Annotated in this window: 14 protein-coding genes; 8 read left to right on the top strand and 6 right to left on the bottom strand. The window is 60.8% G+C overall.

The window, feature by feature from the left end; translation table 11 throughout:
* The gene (locus I6E51_RS12350; protein WP_197110487.1) at positions 1 to 1,029 is read right to left on the bottom strand and encodes a site-specific integrase; all 1,029 of its coding nucleotides are present in this window, start codon (positions 1,027 to 1,029) and stop codon (positions 1 to 3) included.
* A gap of 128 nt (positions 1,030 to 1,157) precedes the next feature.
* Between I6E51_RS12350 and I6E51_RS12345 the strand changes: the two genes are divergently transcribed.
* Complete coding sequence (locus tag I6E51_RS12345) at positions 1,158 to 1,565, top strand: helix-turn-helix domain-containing protein (RefSeq protein WP_197110486.1); 408 nt, start codon at positions 1,158 to 1,160, stop codon at positions 1,563 to 1,565.
* Between the two features lie 22 nt (positions 1,566 to 1,587).
* Here I6E51_RS12345 and I6E51_RS12340 read toward each other — a convergent pair whose 3' ends face one another.
* Together I6E51_RS12340 and I6E51_RS12335 are read right to left on the bottom strand one after the other, a co-directional pair.
* Positions 1,588 to 2,391, bottom strand: coding sequence for a DUF4393 domain-containing protein (locus I6E51_RS12340; protein ID WP_197110485.1), 804 nt, complete (start codon positions 2,389 to 2,391; stop codon positions 1,588 to 1,590).
* Between the two features lie 368 nt (positions 2,392 to 2,759).
* Positions 2,760 to 3,833 (bottom strand): replication initiator, encoded by a 1,074-nt coding sequence (locus I6E51_RS12335; RefSeq protein WP_307783964.1) that lies wholly within the window; start codon positions 3,831 to 3,833, stop codon positions 2,760 to 2,762.
* Between the two features lie 480 nt (positions 3,834 to 4,313).
* Here I6E51_RS12335 and I6E51_RS12330 point away from each other — a divergent pair, with 480 nt between their 5' ends.
* Positions 4,314 to 4,457, top strand: coding sequence for a GPGG-motif small membrane protein (locus tag I6E51_RS12330; protein WP_197108232.1), 144 nt, complete (start codon positions 4,314 to 4,316; stop codon positions 4,455 to 4,457).
* A gap of 271 nt (positions 4,458 to 4,728) precedes the next feature.
* Entirely contained in the window at positions 4,729 to 5,295 is a 567-nt protein-coding gene (locus I6E51_RS12325; protein WP_197108230.1) for a GNAT family N-acetyltransferase, read from the top strand.
* Between the two features lie 96 nt (positions 5,296 to 5,391).
* Here the strand turns inward: I6E51_RS12325 and xylA are convergent, their stop codons facing one another.
* Genes xylA through I6E51_RS12310 form a run of 3 tightly spaced genes read right to left on the bottom strand, consistent with a single transcriptional unit; the run spans position 5,392 to position 9,205 of the window.
* Positions 5,392 to 6,588, bottom strand: coding sequence for a xylose isomerase (gene xylA, locus I6E51_RS12320; protein WP_197108228.1), 1,197 nt, complete (start codon positions 6,586 to 6,588; stop codon positions 5,392 to 5,394).
* A gap of 47 nt (positions 6,589 to 6,635) precedes the next feature.
* On the bottom strand, positions 6,636 to 7,688 hold the full coding sequence (locus I6E51_RS12315) for an ABC transporter permease (RefSeq protein WP_307783962.1): 1,053 nt from the start codon (positions 7,686 to 7,688) through the stop codon (positions 6,636 to 6,638).
* Complete coding sequence (locus tag I6E51_RS12310; RefSeq protein ID WP_197108226.1) at positions 7,685 to 9,205, bottom strand: sugar ABC transporter ATP-binding protein; 1,521 nt, start codon at positions 9,203 to 9,205, stop codon at positions 7,685 to 7,687. The genes I6E51_RS12315 and I6E51_RS12310 overlap by 4 nt, the downstream gene beginning before the upstream one ends.
* Positions 9,206 to 9,507: 302 nt before the next feature.
* Between I6E51_RS12310 and I6E51_RS12305 the strand changes: the two genes are divergently transcribed.
* The 5 genes from I6E51_RS12305 to I6E51_RS12285 all read left to right on the top strand — a co-directional run bounded on the left by I6E51_RS12305 (position 9,508) and on the right by I6E51_RS12285 (position 14,805).
* Positions 9,508 to 10,551 (top strand): substrate-binding domain-containing protein, encoded by a 1,044-nt coding sequence (locus tag I6E51_RS12305; RefSeq protein WP_197108224.1) that lies wholly within the window; start codon positions 9,508 to 9,510, stop codon positions 10,549 to 10,551.
* Positions 10,552 to 10,692: 141 nt separating this feature from the next.
* A complete protein-coding gene (locus I6E51_RS12300) occupies positions 10,693 to 11,832 on the top strand; it encodes a Gfo/Idh/MocA family protein (RefSeq protein ID WP_197110567.1) in 1,140 nt (379 codons plus the stop codon).
* Between the two features lie 17 nt (positions 11,833 to 11,849).
* The gene (locus tag I6E51_RS12295) at positions 11,850 to 12,851 is read left to right on the top strand and encodes a sugar phosphate isomerase/epimerase (protein WP_197108222.1); all 1,002 of its coding nucleotides are present in this window, start codon (positions 11,850 to 11,852) and stop codon (positions 12,849 to 12,851) included.
* Between the two features lie 28 nt (positions 12,852 to 12,879).
* Complete coding sequence (locus I6E51_RS12290) at positions 12,880 to 14,124, top strand: ROK family protein (RefSeq protein ID WP_307783961.1); 1,245 nt, start codon at positions 12,880 to 12,882, stop codon at positions 14,122 to 14,124.
* 117 nt (positions 14,125 to 14,241) lie between these two features.
* The gene (locus I6E51_RS12285) at positions 14,242 to 14,805 is read left to right on the top strand and encodes a GNAT family N-acetyltransferase (protein WP_197108220.1); all 564 of its coding nucleotides are present in this window, start codon (positions 14,242 to 14,244) and stop codon (positions 14,803 to 14,805) included.
* Positions 14,806 to 14,877 lie beyond the last annotated feature (72 nt).

The raw sequence follows: 14,877 nt of genomic DNA, 5'->3' as shown, positions 1-14,877 counted from the left end.
CTAAAGACGCCCGAGAATCCGCAGATTTGCCGCGTTCTCACCCCCTCGAAATGTGACCTCACGATTTGAGGGGTTCATCTTCTCTCGCACTGCCAGCGCTGCTTCGGTTGACGACGAGCGCGTATAAAGCTCAGTGGTCGTAATGGATGCGTGACCAGCGACGCGCTGAATGTTCTGGGGCGAGTTTCCCGCCCGCGCGAGACGCGTCAGGAACGTGTGCCGGAGGTCATGGAACCGAAGCTCACGCCCGTCAGGGAACGTCGCGATCTTTTCGCGAATCTGCGGCCACTTCACGGCCCGCGAGAGGTTGCCGCTATCGAACGGCCCGCCACGCACGCCCGTGAAAACGTGATCGAACCCGGCCTCCTGTGCCTGCTCGAGCCACGGCAGTAGTTCGTTGAGGATTGGCACGCTTCGGATATGCCCGCTCTTCGTGGGGCGAATCTCGAGTTTGCCGCTGCCGTTGGGGGAGTAAGTTCGGCGCACCGTAATGAGGCCTTGACCCGTGTCAACGTCCTCCCAGCGCAGCCCGACGAGTTCGCCCAAGCGCAGGCCGGTGAAGGCAAGCCCGGCGAGCGAACGCTGCCCGAAAGGGTGGAAGTCTGCGAGCGTAAGCATTCGTGCCACCTGAACGTCGCTCAGTGCGCGGCTTACGGGGTCAGCATCGTGGGCTTTGCCGCGTGATGCACGGAGTGATTTGCAGGGGTTCGCAAGAATGAGGCCTTCCATCACGGCGAGACCCAGTAGACGGGAGAGCAGCGCGAGCGCGTCCTGTTTCGTGGAGGCGCTGCCGCTCCAAGAGGCGCGAGCGCGGGAGATGGTCAGCGGCGTTAGCTTCCCGAGTGCCAATCCACCGAGGGACGGTTTGACTCGTAAACGCCAAGCACGTTCGTACGCAGCAATCGCGTTCGAAACCAAGTCTTCGTTGACGATTGAGTGATACTCCGCGTGGAACTCCGAGAGCGTCACCGCCGATGGGCGCAGCGCAGCGGTTAGTGCCGCTTGAGTTCCAACGCTTTGCGATTCCATCGTTCTCCCATGAGTGCGCCAGTGTTAGCGCATAGGAGCAGTCTATGGGTTGGTGTTAGCGAACGCAAACAGTGACGCACGCGTTCGCGATCACGAGCAATATCGGTGCATCGCGGTACGCTTGGCGCATGAGCAAAGAACCTGACGACTCGCCACCTCTCGCGCTTGAAGAAGTCAGCTTTGATCAGCTCGGAGCGATAATCGAGGCACTTGTGGAACAGCTAGGCACTGTTGCTAATCGTGCCGAGGCAAATGACGTTAAACGGGACATTCAGGAGGTCCACACCCACGGTGTGACTCACGAAGACGTTATAGACGAGCTGGACAGGCGCACAGAAGCCGTCGTTATCCGAACCCTCTCGGGCCTTAAGCAGTTCCGTAGGAACTACGAGTATTGGGAACGCGCGATTGCGGAGTACGCGCTAGAGAAGCAGGGTCTATCTCAGCGCGACGTCGCAAGGTATCTCGGGGTAGCTGCAAGCACAGTGAACCGTTGGGCACAGAACCCTCTCGAAGCACAGGATGCACGCGACTAGTTTTTAGATCTCCCGAAATCTTCTATACAGGATCAAGAACGCCGACGGCTCTGGCAAAAGCTCTGCCGAATTCGGTTATCTCTGCGATTCCTTTGTCAAAACGGAGAGACTGGTCGGGTCCTAGTAGGGCTTCTTCCTGCTTGAATTCGGGGCGGAGCTCAACCCAGTCATATGTGTCTTCGCCAACGCTGTGACTTGTGTAGCTGATACGGATAAGACCCAAGCGTGCCCAGTTGTCGAGGTAGGCGGGCAACATCGGATCTTGGGCTGGCTTGTCGCCAGTCATCCACGGACCCAAGTGATTTCGGATAACGGTGTATCCCTGAGAGCCTTTGGAAACGACTTTTAGGCGTGCCAGATCGATTCGAAAGCGCCGGACTAGGATGTCGAGCGGTGCCACTTCCGCAGCTGAAAGCGCAGAAACTATCTCAGCGAAGGCGGGATGAGCAGAAGTTGAAACTCGAGAGTCCATCGCCGTGGCGAGAAGGCTCATATACATATCGCGAAGTTCTGGCTCTTCATGGGAGTAATTCAAGCCTTGCAGCGTGGGGCCCGCGACTGATGGCTTAGGGGTTTCGAGATTCTCAGGAGGCACAGCTGCAAGTTTCTCGGCCAGCAATTCGGGAAACTTGGTTTCGAAAAAGTCTTGTGCGCGAGCGTTGACAACGGCAAGAGGCATCAGCACGGTCTTGATAACACCAGTTATGACGTCGAGGCTGTATGCCAAGTTCCCGCCAGCGTCTCGCATTCGAGGGCTATCTGAGCCCAGCTTGATAACGGCGCCGATTCCCGAGGCGACATCAGATAGTGGTCCATTTTCTGCCATGGGAGCACAGTACCGGACTCACGATTCGATTGGGCTGCCGCCCTACGCGCTTCGCGCTACGGTTGCCCTTGGATTCGTGGTTGGCTTCCCAGCATGGCCGGGTTGATGGCCCGGAGCGCAGGCGGGTGGCAGTGCGGGGCCGCGCGTTCGCCCCTCCGGGGCTACCACACGCGACACCCGCCCAGCCCGCCACCTTCATGGCCGGCTACATCCACCAGTCAGACGCAGTAAGCGCACAACTCGCGCCCAAACGCGTCACGTTCTTCCTTTGGCGGGGTGGGGTTTCCGCACGCATCACATGCGCGAAGGCCCATCATCGCGCAGATTTGGCAATCAGGTTTAGCCATTCTCATCACCTCCCTTCCCGCTCACGGAACCGCCGCCGCACACGGGGCTAGTTCTCGCCGGATACGCAGCGAGCGGCCCTCGACGGCCTCCACTTGCTCCGCTGGATGCGCCGCAGCATCTGGCACTTCGACGTTCGCTAGGAACCACTCGAGCCGCAGCCGACGCTGCACCGTGCGAGTCAGGCCAGTGAACGACCAGCCGGGGCGGTGCTTCGTGCGGCGGGACGCACTCACCACTTGAGAGCGTGCACCGTAGCGCTCATGCACCCGCCCGCGACAGAACTCCGGTTCACAGTCCGGCGCGCAACGCATCGCACGTGCTGCTTGCTCGAGCGCGAGCAGATGCGACCACACACGAGGGTGCACCGTCTCGCCCTGGTGCACGACATCCTTCATTACGTAGTTCAGAGCTTTGGAGAGATACCAGATCGTTTTCGCGCCATCGCCGTCAGCGCGGAAAGCATCACACTTCGCCTGTGCGCCCCACTCGACCCGCGCACCGTCGATCTTGGAGAACGCGACAGCCGAACGTGCAGCGTCACGCAGCACGGCAGCATCGGGAGCTTCGGAACGTTCGATGCGCACCAGCACGTGAACGTGCAGCACACCACGGTCTTGCCACTCGCGCACGATGAAGTACTCCACCGAGTCCCAGCGATCCCGCAGCCGCCGCCGCGTGCGATCCCACAGCAGCCCCGCGTCACGGTTCCATGCGGCCTGCCCCGCGTAGTCATAGCTCGAGGGGTGCAGAGGCACGCCGCGTAATCCAGCGTCGTTGGCGGTGTGTAGGCGGCCACATTTGCACCGAGAAACGGCTTGCCGTTCGTGCTTTGGTACTCGGTGAACCGCACCAAAGGAAGGAGCGGTCAGCGTCAGAAGGTAGAAGCGATAGTTCTGCACCGGCCCATCGAAAACGCCGGAGCGAGCGATAGATGCCCAGTCGCCCCGGTAGAGTTCCGCGCACGAGCCGCAGCTGCTCTTGACGCGAGAACCGCAGCGCACCCAGATGCCCGTGGAGGTCTTGATGGGGCGCACGCAACCGCGTGCGATTACCTCAGCTGCACCAGCTTCGGTGGTAAAAGTGTTTGCTCGCATGACGAGCGGCTACAACGGATACACGTCTCATAATCGTGAGGTCGCGGGTTCGAATCCCGCCTCAGCTACAGTTGGCGGTTTCATTGCGTGAAGCCGCATTCTTCATTTGATCGATTGACCGCGAAGATCTTGAAGAGATCTGTCTCCTCGCCGTCCATCGGGACTGCTCTTTTGGTCGGGGATACTGTTCGGGCCAGAGGGCGCTTGTTCTCGTCTTTTCGACGGCGTGCCCGGATGGGCTTCTCGATGGCCCGGCCTCTGAGCTTCAGGAAGAATGTGGCTATCGAGCGCAGGTTAGATGAGCTGATAGCGAGCGCGGTCACGAGATCGGTCGTGGCGCCCTTCCCTTCGCGATTATTACCGCGACAATGTGGATGAAATACAGTGCTCAAATCCCGAATGGGGGGTACAGTTTCTTCACCAGACTCGATCTGGCTTTAGGTCTGAGGTCGTCGAAGCGTAACGAAAGGGAGCAACACCATGGCAACACTTCTCTGGATCATTGCGGCAGTTCTCGTTATTTCTGGCATTGTCGCGCTCGTTCGCCGCCAGCTACTCTGGGGCATTGTTCTCATCGTCGTGGGACTGCTGGTTGGTCCAGGTGGTGTGAGTCTCTTCACCTAAAGTCGCGGCCAGCGCGGTATGGAGCGCACGCAGAGTCCTCTGGTTCCTGCTTCCTCTTTGCCGCGCCCAAGGCCCTGCTGGGGGCGCTTGCGTCGAACCCCTCAATCGGACAGGCTTGCGCGTCGTCAAGTGAAATACCTTCAACTTTAGGGGCGTTCTCTTGGCTGTTTCATAGAAATCTGTGGTTTTCTATCGGAATGGACCTGCAGCGGACATTCAGTGGGTTCTCACCACGAGCCAACCCGCCCCGACCGAATAAGGAAATCGCTTGATGAAGCTGAGCCTTCGCCCACGCTTCGTGCGCGGTCCGTCGATGGACCGAACCATTAACGCGCCGACGCTGGTCACCGACCGTCTCACCCTGCGTCCACACCGCGCTGATGACTCCACACGGTGGTACGAAATTCAGTCATCGCCTGACGTGCACAAGTTCACGTCGTGGCCCCAGCGCGATCGCGCGGAGTCCTATGCGCACCTGCTTCACCGCACAAAGCATGTGACCTTGCGACAGGCGAACGACTTTCTAGCCCTCGGCATCGAGCACGAAGGGCAGCTCATTGGTGATGTAGCACTTCATCTTCGGTCGGTCTCGCTCTCGAGCCGGACAGCCGAAATTAGTTGGATCTTGCATCCGGATGCGTACGGCCAGGGCTATGCCCGCGAGGCTGCTGAAGCGATCATGGAATTCGCCTTCACCGAGGTGAATATCCAATGGCTCGTCGCCGTTATTGACGAGAGCAACGAAGCATCGATCGCCCTTGCGAAACGCCTTGGCTTCCGCGCAATGTCCCGCGACGGCAACGATCTGTCGTTCGTGGCCGGCAGCTTACGAGAATAGGCTCGCGCGGGTGAGTCGCACCTTAGCTAACGAGAAAGCCGCCTAGCTCACTCCCTTCGGAGCAAACTAGACGGTATTCGTCTGTGCTGCGCAGTACTAGCCGCGGGCACCCATCAGGTGCTCCATCGCGAGTTGCTGGAGGCGAACGAAGCCGAAGCCTTCGCCATCGAAGAAGCGCTCAGGCTTGAAGTCTTCGAATGATGCGCGGTCTGCGAGGAAGTCATCGTACGACTCGCCCTCACCGAGCGTGGGAACGCTGAGCTCAGCAACCTTTGCCGCAGCCAGAGCTTCCTGCACCTCTGAATCGGCACGGAAAGCCGCAGCGCGCTCCTTGAGCATTAAGTACATGCTCATGTTGGCCTTAACTGATTCCCACACGCCTGTGCTGTCTTCGGTGCGCGAGGGCTTGAAGTCGAAGTGACGGGGGCCGTCATAGGAAGGGATGCCGCCGGGGCCACCGTTTTCGAGCAGGTCGACGAGCGAGAACGCATTCTGCAGATCGCCGTGACCGAAAACGAGGTCTTGGTCGTACTTGATTCCGCGCTGACCGTTGAGGTCAATGTGGAACAGCTTGTTGGCGTGCAGCGCTTGGGCGATGCCGTGGGTGAAGTTGAGTCCAGCCATCTGCTCGTGACCCGTCTCAGGGTTCACGCCGACCAGCTCGGGGCGTTCGAGGGTGGCGATGAAGGCCATCGCGTGACCAAGAGTCGGGAGCAGGATGTCGCCGCGAGGCTCGTTCGGCTTGGGCTCGATCGCGAACTTGATGTCGTATCCCTTGTCGGTGACATAGTCACCGAGTAGGTTCACGGCTTCGCGGTAGCGGTCGAGTGCGGCACCGATGTCCTTAGCGGAGTCGTACTCGCTGCCTTCGCGGCCACCCCACATAACGAAGGTTTTTGCTCCAAGTTCGGCGGCGAGGTCGAGGTTGCGCATGACCTTGCGGAGCGCGAACCGGCGAACGCCACGGTCGTTGGAGGTGAAGCCACCATCTTTGAAGACGGGGTGGCTGAAGAGGTTGGTCGTCACCATGGGAATCACGATGCCGGTGTCAGCCATGGCCTTCTGAAGGCGGTCGATCTCGTGCTGGCGTTCGGCATCCGTTGCTTCGAACGGAAACAGGTCGTCGTCGTGGAATGTCATGCCCCAGGCGCCGAGCTCCGAGAGCTTGTTGACCGCGAAGACGGTGTCGACAGGCGCGCGCGTCGGGCCACCAAAGGGGTCGGCTGCGGCCCATCCGAAGGTCCACAGACCGAACGAGAACTTATCGTCGCGAGTGGGGGTGGGTACGGACATGGTTACTCCTTGAATAGTGGTGACGAGTGGAAAGAACGGGGGCGTGGCTAGCGCTTATTGCGGGCGGCAAAGCGTTGCTGCAGGAGAACTGCCAGCACGATGATGACGCCCTTGGCGACGGCCTGAACCGACGTGTTGAGGTTGTTCTGGGTGAACACGTTGGTGAGGGTCGCGAAAATCAGGACGCCGAATACGGTGCCAACAATCGTTCCGCGACCACCGATGAGCAGGGTGCCTCCGACAACGACGGCAGCAATAGCGTCGAGTTCATACAGAGTGCCGTGCGTTGAGGTGCCAGCGGTGGTGCGTCCGAGAATCATGACGGCCGCGATACCTGCGGTCATGCCAGCAATCGCATACAGGTAGACGGTGTGGCGCTTGACCTTGAGGCCGGCGAGGCGAGCTGCTTCACGGTTGCCACCGATCGCGATCGTGCGGCGACCGAACGTGGTGCGGTTGAGCAGGATCCAGCCGAGTGCGGCAACCACGATGAAGATCCAAATCAGGATGGGGATGCCCAGAAAGTCGGCACGGAAGACTTCAATGAATTCCTGCGATCGCACGATCTGAGTTGAACGGTTGGAGAAGATCTCCGCAAAACCACGCGCAGCAACGAGCATGGCGAGAGTCGCCATGAAGGCGACAACGTTGCCATAAGAGATCACGATTCCGTTGACGATTCCGGCGAGGGTGCCGACCAGAATGGCGACGACAACCATCACGATCCACGACGTCTGCTCGGCGAAGGTCTGGATCACCGAGAGCGTCGAAATCACGCTCGCAAGCCCCATAACGGAACCCACCGAAAGGTCGATGCCGCCACCGATGATCACGAAGGTCATGCCGATGCTGAGCACACCGATGATCGAGGCGAACCGGATGATGGTGAGAATGTTCTCAAAGTTGGTGAACCGTTCGCCAGCGGTGAGGGCCCCAATCGCGAACAGCACGAGTAGCGCGATAACGAGCCCGAGGTTGCGGCCGGCGCTGCTGGACATGACGCGCGAAAACCAACTGCGGCTGCTCGGGGTCACGATGTCGGTGGATTCCGTGGCCGGGTTGGGGTGCTCGGCTGAGGGAACGGTGGGCTGCTCGCTCACGCGGCACTTCCTTTCATCACGAGATCGAGCACTCCGTGCTCGTCGATCTGGGTGGCTTCTGTTGTGGTGAGTACGTGACCGTCGGCAATGACGAGCACGCGGTCGGCGAGACCGAGGACTTCCTCGATCTCGCTGGAGACGACGATGATGGCGGTGCCGGCGGCGGCCAGGCGACGAATGAGGGCGTAGATTTCGGCGCGGGCTCCGGCATCCACTCCTCGGGTTGGTTCGTCGAGGAGCAGCACGGAGGTTCCGTGAACGAGCCAGCGGGCCAGCAGAATCTTTTGCTGGTTACCGCCAGAGAGGCTGCCTGCAGGATTGTCGGGGTCGGCCGGGCGCAGTTCGAGTGCCTCAATTTGTTCGACAGCGGCAGCCCGTTCGGCGTTCTCATTGAGGAACCCGAAGCGAGCAAAGCGGGCAAACGAGGAGAGGGTCACGTTGGTGAAGATGGGCTGGTCGAGGAGCAGGCCCTGGCTCTTGCGTTCTTCGGGGGAGAGCCCAACGCCATGCTCGACCGCATCCGTGACGGAGCCGGGGGAGAGTTGTGAACCGCTGACCCGCACGGTGCCGGTGCTGGGCTTGCGCGCGCCGTAGATAGTTTCGAGGATCTCAGAGCGGCCCGATCCGACGAGGCCAGCGATGCCCAGAATCTCGCCCGCGCGCACGCTCAGGTCGACGCGATCGAAGACGCCTTTCAGTGAAAGGTTCTCGACCGTGAGCACTTCAGGGGAGCCCGCGGGCACGGGCACTCGCGCCGGGAACACGTTGTCGATGTCGCGCCCCGTCATCAGGCGAATGAGTTCGCTCGTCGACGTATCGGCGACGGGGAGGCCATTGGCGGTGCTGCGGCCATCCTTGATGACGGTGATGCGGTCACCAATTTCGCGAATCTCCTCGAGGCGGTGAGAGATGTAGACGACAGCAACGCCGGATGCCGTGAGCTCATTCACGACCCGGAAAAGGTTCTTGACTTCCTCAGAGTCGAGCACCGCCGATGGTTCATCCATGACGATGAGTTGAGCGTTGCGAGACAGGGCGCGGGCCATGCTCACGATCTGTTTGTTCGCGGGGGAGAGTGATCCCACCTCGCGGCTGGGGGAGAGGTTTCCATGACCGAGTCGATCAAGCAGCTCGGTGGCGCTCTTGTTGGCGCGGGAGCGTTGGGAGAACCCACCGGTAGCCATCTCGTGGCCGAGGTAGATGTTTTCGGCGATGGTGAGGCCATCGACGACATCCAGCTCTTGGTACATCGTGGCGATGCCGAGTTCGAGGGCAGCAACAGGGTTGCTGATGGTGACGAGCTCACCGTGCCAGCGCAGTGTGCCTTCGTCGGGAGTGTGTACGCCGGCGAGCATTTTGATGAGGGTGGATTTGCCCGCACCGTTTTGGCCCAGGATGACGTGCACTTCGCCGGGAGCAATGGAAATGTCTACGCCTTTGAGGGCGCGCACCGCACCGAAGCGTTTGGTGGCGCCGCGCACCTCGAGCAATGCGGGCTCATGGTCGACTTTGATCATGGTGGCAACATATCAGACGTTGGAGCCGCGGGGAATGGGAATTTTGCAGACGTAGCGCCCCGGAATGCCGGGAATTCGTCATTCCCTACGGGTCATCTTTATCGAACGAAGTTGCGAGCACTGCGGGGGAAATTGCGGGTCACCCACCCGCCAAAATACCTGTTGACGCGGGATGCATCTCTGTTATGTTGTTCCAAACGTCAATGTGGACACAGCCAAACCCCTCCTTGTGAGATCCGGTTTAGCTAACGCACCTCCCGTTGGCGAACACCACTGCATTTCACTTACCTAGGAGGACGTACATGTTGGCAACTCGCATGAGCCGCAAGCTGCTCATCACCGCGGGGGCATCGATCGCCGTCGCAGGCCTACTCGGAGGCTGCACGGCTGGCACCGCAGAAAACAACACCACAACCGGTGGAACCAGTAGCGAAGAAAACGAAGCCGCCGGTGACACCATCACCATCGGCTTCTCTGGCCCCGCCGCCGACCACGGCTGGCTCGGCGCCATCAACTCAGCCGCGATCTCAGAAGCGGAAAAGTACGAAGACATCAACCTCGTTGTTGCCGAAGGCACCAACGACGCCAACCTGCAGATCAGCCAGGTCGAGACCTTCATCAACGACGGTGTTGATGCAATCGTTCTGCTGCCCACCGACGGCGCAGCGCTGACCGAGGTAGCCATCAAGGCGATGGAAGCCGGAATCCCTGTGATCAACGTTGACCGCGAGTTCTCCAGCACGTTCGCCGCTCGCGTCACCATCCTCGGTGACAACTACGGCATGGGCGTCAGCGCCGGAACCTACATTTGTGAGCAGCTCGGCGACAACCCCGACGCCGTGATCGCAGAAATCGCCGGCATCGACTCGCTTCCTCTTACTCAGGCGCGCAGCGAAGGATTCGCCACTGCACTCGACACCTGTGGCCTCGAGGTTTCTAACCGCGTTGCTGCCGACTTCACTATCCAGGGCGGCGAAGCAGTGACCTCGCAGTTGCTCTCCGCGGCCCCTCAGATCGACGCGATCTGGAACCACGATGACGACCAGGGAATTGGCGTCCTCGCTGCCATTGCTGCCGCAGACCGCGATGAGTTCTTCATGGTCGGTGGCGCCGGATCCGCAAACGCAATGCGCGAGATCCAGTCGGGCGATGGCGTGCTGCAGGCGACGGTAATTTACCCGTCGACGCAGGCCGCTGACGGCATCCGTCTTGCTCGCCTGATTGCTCAGGGAAAGTCGCTGAGCGACATTGTTGAGGTCGAGGTGCCCAAGCGCATCGTTCTCAACGCACCGGTAGTCACGAGCGACAACGTCGACGAGTACCTGCCGACCGCGTTCGAGTCCTAAACCGCATGAATGGAGTGCCCGCCCGGATACTCTGGGCGGGCACTCTGGTCGGTATCCCGCACGCGATAGCAGACCAAAGAACCACACAACGAAGTGAAAGGGTCACGCACGATGCCAGATAAGCGCCACCTGAAGGTTGCAATGATCGGTTACGGCTTCATGGGAGCCGCTCATTCACAAGGCTGGAGGGTTGCGCCCCGATTCTTTGATCTGGATGCCCAACCAGACATGCAGGTGCTGGTCGGACGCAATGCCGAAGCCGTGGCGGATGCCGCAACTAAGTGGGGCTGGGCAGAAACCGCCACCGACTGGCGCGAAGTTATCGCTCGCGACGACATCGACATCGTAGACATCGTGACCCCGGGTGGATCGCACGCTGAAATCGCGATTGCCGCTCTCAACGCGGGTAAGCACGTGCTGTGCGAAAAGCCGCTAGCTAACTCGGTAGAGGAAGCAGAGCTGATGGCGGCGGCCGCGAACGCTGCGGCCACGAACGGGGTGATCTCCATGCTGGGGCACACCTACCGTCGCCTTCCGGCAACAACGCTGGCCAGGGATCTCGTGGCCGCGGGCAAGATCGGTGAGATTCATCAGGTGCGGGCTTGCTACCTGCAGGACTGGCTCACCGACCCCGAGACGCCGCTCGTCTGGCGCCTCCAAAAGGACCTCGCAGGCTCAGGATCGCTCGGCGATATCGGCGCCCACATCATCGACCTCTCGGAATACATCACCGGAACCCACCTCGTTGAGGTCTCCGGAACGATGGAAACGATCATCAAACAGCGCCCCGTGCTCGAAAGCACGGCCGGTCTCGGCGGCACCGGCGGAATCGAAATGGGCGACGTCACCGTCGACGACGTCGCACTCTTCACCGGCCGCTACGACAGCGGAGTGCTTGGATCCTTCGAAGCCACTCGCTTCGCGACCGGCCGCAAAAACGGTCTACGCATCGAAATTTCCGGATCCCTTGGCGCCATCAGCTTCGACCTCGAACGCCTCAACGAACTGCAGTTCTTCGACGCGACAGCGCCCGCAGAGACGCAAGGCTTCACCACCATTCTGGTGACCGAGCCCGAGCATCCGTACATCGCAGCCTGGTGGCCCGCCGGGCACATGCTCGGCTACGAACACGCGTTCAGCCACCAAGCCAAAGACTTCGTTGACGCCGTGACCAGCGGCACCCCCGCATCGCCCTCCTTCGATGACGGAGTTCACGTGCAACGCGTGCTCGCCGCCGTCGAAGAAAGCTCCAACGCCCGCAGCGCGTGGACAACCATCTAGCAGAACTGGAGAAAACCATGACTCGACCAATTACCCTCTTTACCGGCCAGTGGGCTGACCTCCCTTTCGAAGAAGTTGTTGAGCTCGCCGCAGGGTGGGGATACGACGGACTAGAAATCGCCTGTTGGGGTGACCACCTGGACCCCAGCCGCTGGGATGACGCCGCTTACGTTCAAGGCAAGCTCGACCTGCTCGAAAAGCACGGCCTCAAGGTGTGGGCCATCTCTAACCACCTGCAGGGGCAGGCGGTCTGCGACGATCCCATTGACCAGCGCCACGAAGACATCCTGCCGCCGGCAATCTGGGGCGACGGGGATGCCGAAGGTGTGCGCCAGCGTGCCGCCGAAGCCATGAAGAACACGGCCCGCCTCGCTGCGAAACTCGGCGTGAAGACCGTGATTGGGTTCACCGGCTCGAGCATCTGGAAGTATGTCGCGATGTTCCCGCCCGTGAGCCAAGAAGCAATCGATGCCGGCTACCAAGACTTTGCCGACCGCTGGAACCCCATCCTCGACGTCTTCGATGAGGTCGGTGTGCGGTTCGCTCACGAAGTGCACCCCTCCGAGATCGCGTTCGACTACTGGACAACAGTGCGCACCCTCGAAGCCATTGGCCACCGCGAAGCCTTCGGTCTCAACTGGGACCCCAGCCATTTCGTGTGGCAAGACCTCGACCCCGTGAGCTTTCTCTGGGACTTCAAAGACCGCATCTACCACGTGGACTGCAAAGATACGAAGAAGCGGATGGACAACGGCAAGAACGGTCGGCTCGGCTCGCTTCTTGCCTGGGCTGATGGCCGTCGCGGTTGGGACTTCATCTCCACAGGTCACGGAGACGTGCCGTGGGAGAGTAGCTTCCGCATGCTCAACCAGATCGGCTATGAAGGCCCCATTTCGGTGGAGTGGGAAGACGCTGGAATGGACCGCCTGATCGGAGCACCAGAAGCTCTCGAGTTCGTGCGCCGTCTCGCTTTCGACCCGCCAGCAGCGGCGTTTGACGCAGCCTTCAGCTCGAAGTAACTATGCTGAACTGTCGAAAGGAACGTGAGTGAACGCGGACGTACGAGCTGAGCTCCGAGGGAACAACTTTGATGTTGTTCGTCGCCGCAACCTCTCCATCCTTCTCGGCCGAGTGCATGCGCTCGGGGGTATCTCCCGCGCCAAGATGACCCACGAGACAGGGCTCAACCGCTCAACAATCGCCGACCTCGTTGCCGAACTTGTGCAACTGGGGCTCGTCGTTGAAGCCGGTCCCGACCAGACCAGTCTGGTCGGGCGGCCCAGCTCTGTCATCGTTCCGAGCGAACACATCGTCGCCATCACCGTGAACCCGGAGGTGGATGCCGTCACGATCGGGCTCGTAGGGCTCGGTGGTCGCGTCATCCGCCAAGTTCGCTACGACACCGGGCGCCTTCTCAGCGCACGCGAAGCAGTAAATATTTCTGCCGCCGTCATCGCCGGGATGAAGGGTGAGCTCGATTCGAACTACCGCACCGTAGGGATCGGTATCGCCGCTCCTGCCCTGGTGCGGGAGAGCGATGGAGTGTTGGCGCTGGCCCCACACCTGGGCTGGATCGACGAACCCATTGCCGACATGATGCGCGAAGCGACCGGCTACCCCGTTTATGTTGCCAACGATGCGAGTCTCGGTGCCGTAGCCGAGTCGGTGCGTGGTGCCGGCGTTGATGGTCAAGAGCTGATCTATCTCAACGGTGGCGCGAGTGGTATCGGTGGAGGCGTCATCACGGGCGGTGCGCTGATGACCGGTACCACGGGCTACGCCGGAGAAATCGGTCACACTCTCGTCAACACCAACGGTCTTGATTGCCACTGTGGGGCCATCGGATGCCTCGAAACCGAGGTGCGCCAAGAGCCGCTTCTTGAGGCGGTCGGTCTCGACCTCTCGCAGCCCGACCAGCTGGATGCCCTGCTCAAAGAGCGCTACGTCGCCGGCGACCCAGCAGTTGTCGCAGTTGTCGACTACCAGATCAGTTTCCTTGCCCGTGCGCTCGCCAATGTCGTGAATATTTTCAACCCTGAAGTCATCGTGCTCGGCGGGTTTTTGGCGTCGTTGCTTGCGGTGGCCGAAGAGTCACTGACCCGGCAAATGCGACGGTCAGCGTTGGAGGAACCAGGACTCGCAGTGCGTTTTGCGCCGGCGACCTTCGGCGACGAAATCCTCACGCTCGGTGCCGCTGAGCTCGTCTTCTCGCACCTCATTGCGGACCCAGCGGCGACGATGCGGCCCACAGTCGAGCGCTCTCTGCCCGACGCGGAAGCGCATCCGGCGTAATTTACCTCCTGTTTACAGGGCCGGAATCCCCGCGACTAATTCGTGTCAGTGGTTGTGTCAGACTTCTACGAACACCATGGTTGGCACGCTCGACGGATACATCGGTTCGGTAGGTTCATGCCCAGAAATGATGCTCGGCCCACGCTCGAGTCGCCTCTGCGTGTTCCGAGCATGCGCACCGAGCGATTGGTACTACGCCCGCATCGGTTGGCAGACGCCGAACGGTGGCACGAAATCCAGTCAAGCCCACACGTGCGCCAGTACACGACGTGGCCGCAGCGCACCGCGCGATCCTCCTTGCGGCAGCTGAAATTGAGAACACGGCAAACGCAGATGCGCCGCGTGGATGACGTGCTGGCGTTGGCCATCGAACACGACGGCGAGCTGGTGGGCGAGATCACCCTGCAACTGCGGTCGCTCACGGCCGCTGCGCGGTGTCTTGAGGTGAGCTGGATTGTTCATCCCGCGTATCAGGGCCAAGGAATCGCGTACGAAGCGATGCGTCCCCTGCTCGCCTATATGAGAACCACTATTGAGGCGTTACTGCTCGTGGCGGTCGTGCACCCCGCCAATGCTGCTTCGGTTGCGCTCGCTCACAAACTGCACCTTCACCCTTTGCCGGGCACCGCCGATCGCACGGTATTTGTCGGCAGAAATGGGCCCCTCGCCGCGCTACCGTGAGGGAAGGGAGCGACCGCGCTAGAGGACTCGTTCGCTGGTGCGGCCGGTGCTAACGTGGCAGCCACCGTCGAA

Origin of the sequence: Salinibacterium sp. NSLL17 (assembly GCF_015864935.1) — a bacterium.
GTDB lineage: Bacteria > Actinomycetota > Actinomycetes > Actinomycetales > Microbacteriaceae > Rhodoglobus.
This window is presented reverse-complemented; position numbering and strand designations above follow the sequence as displayed.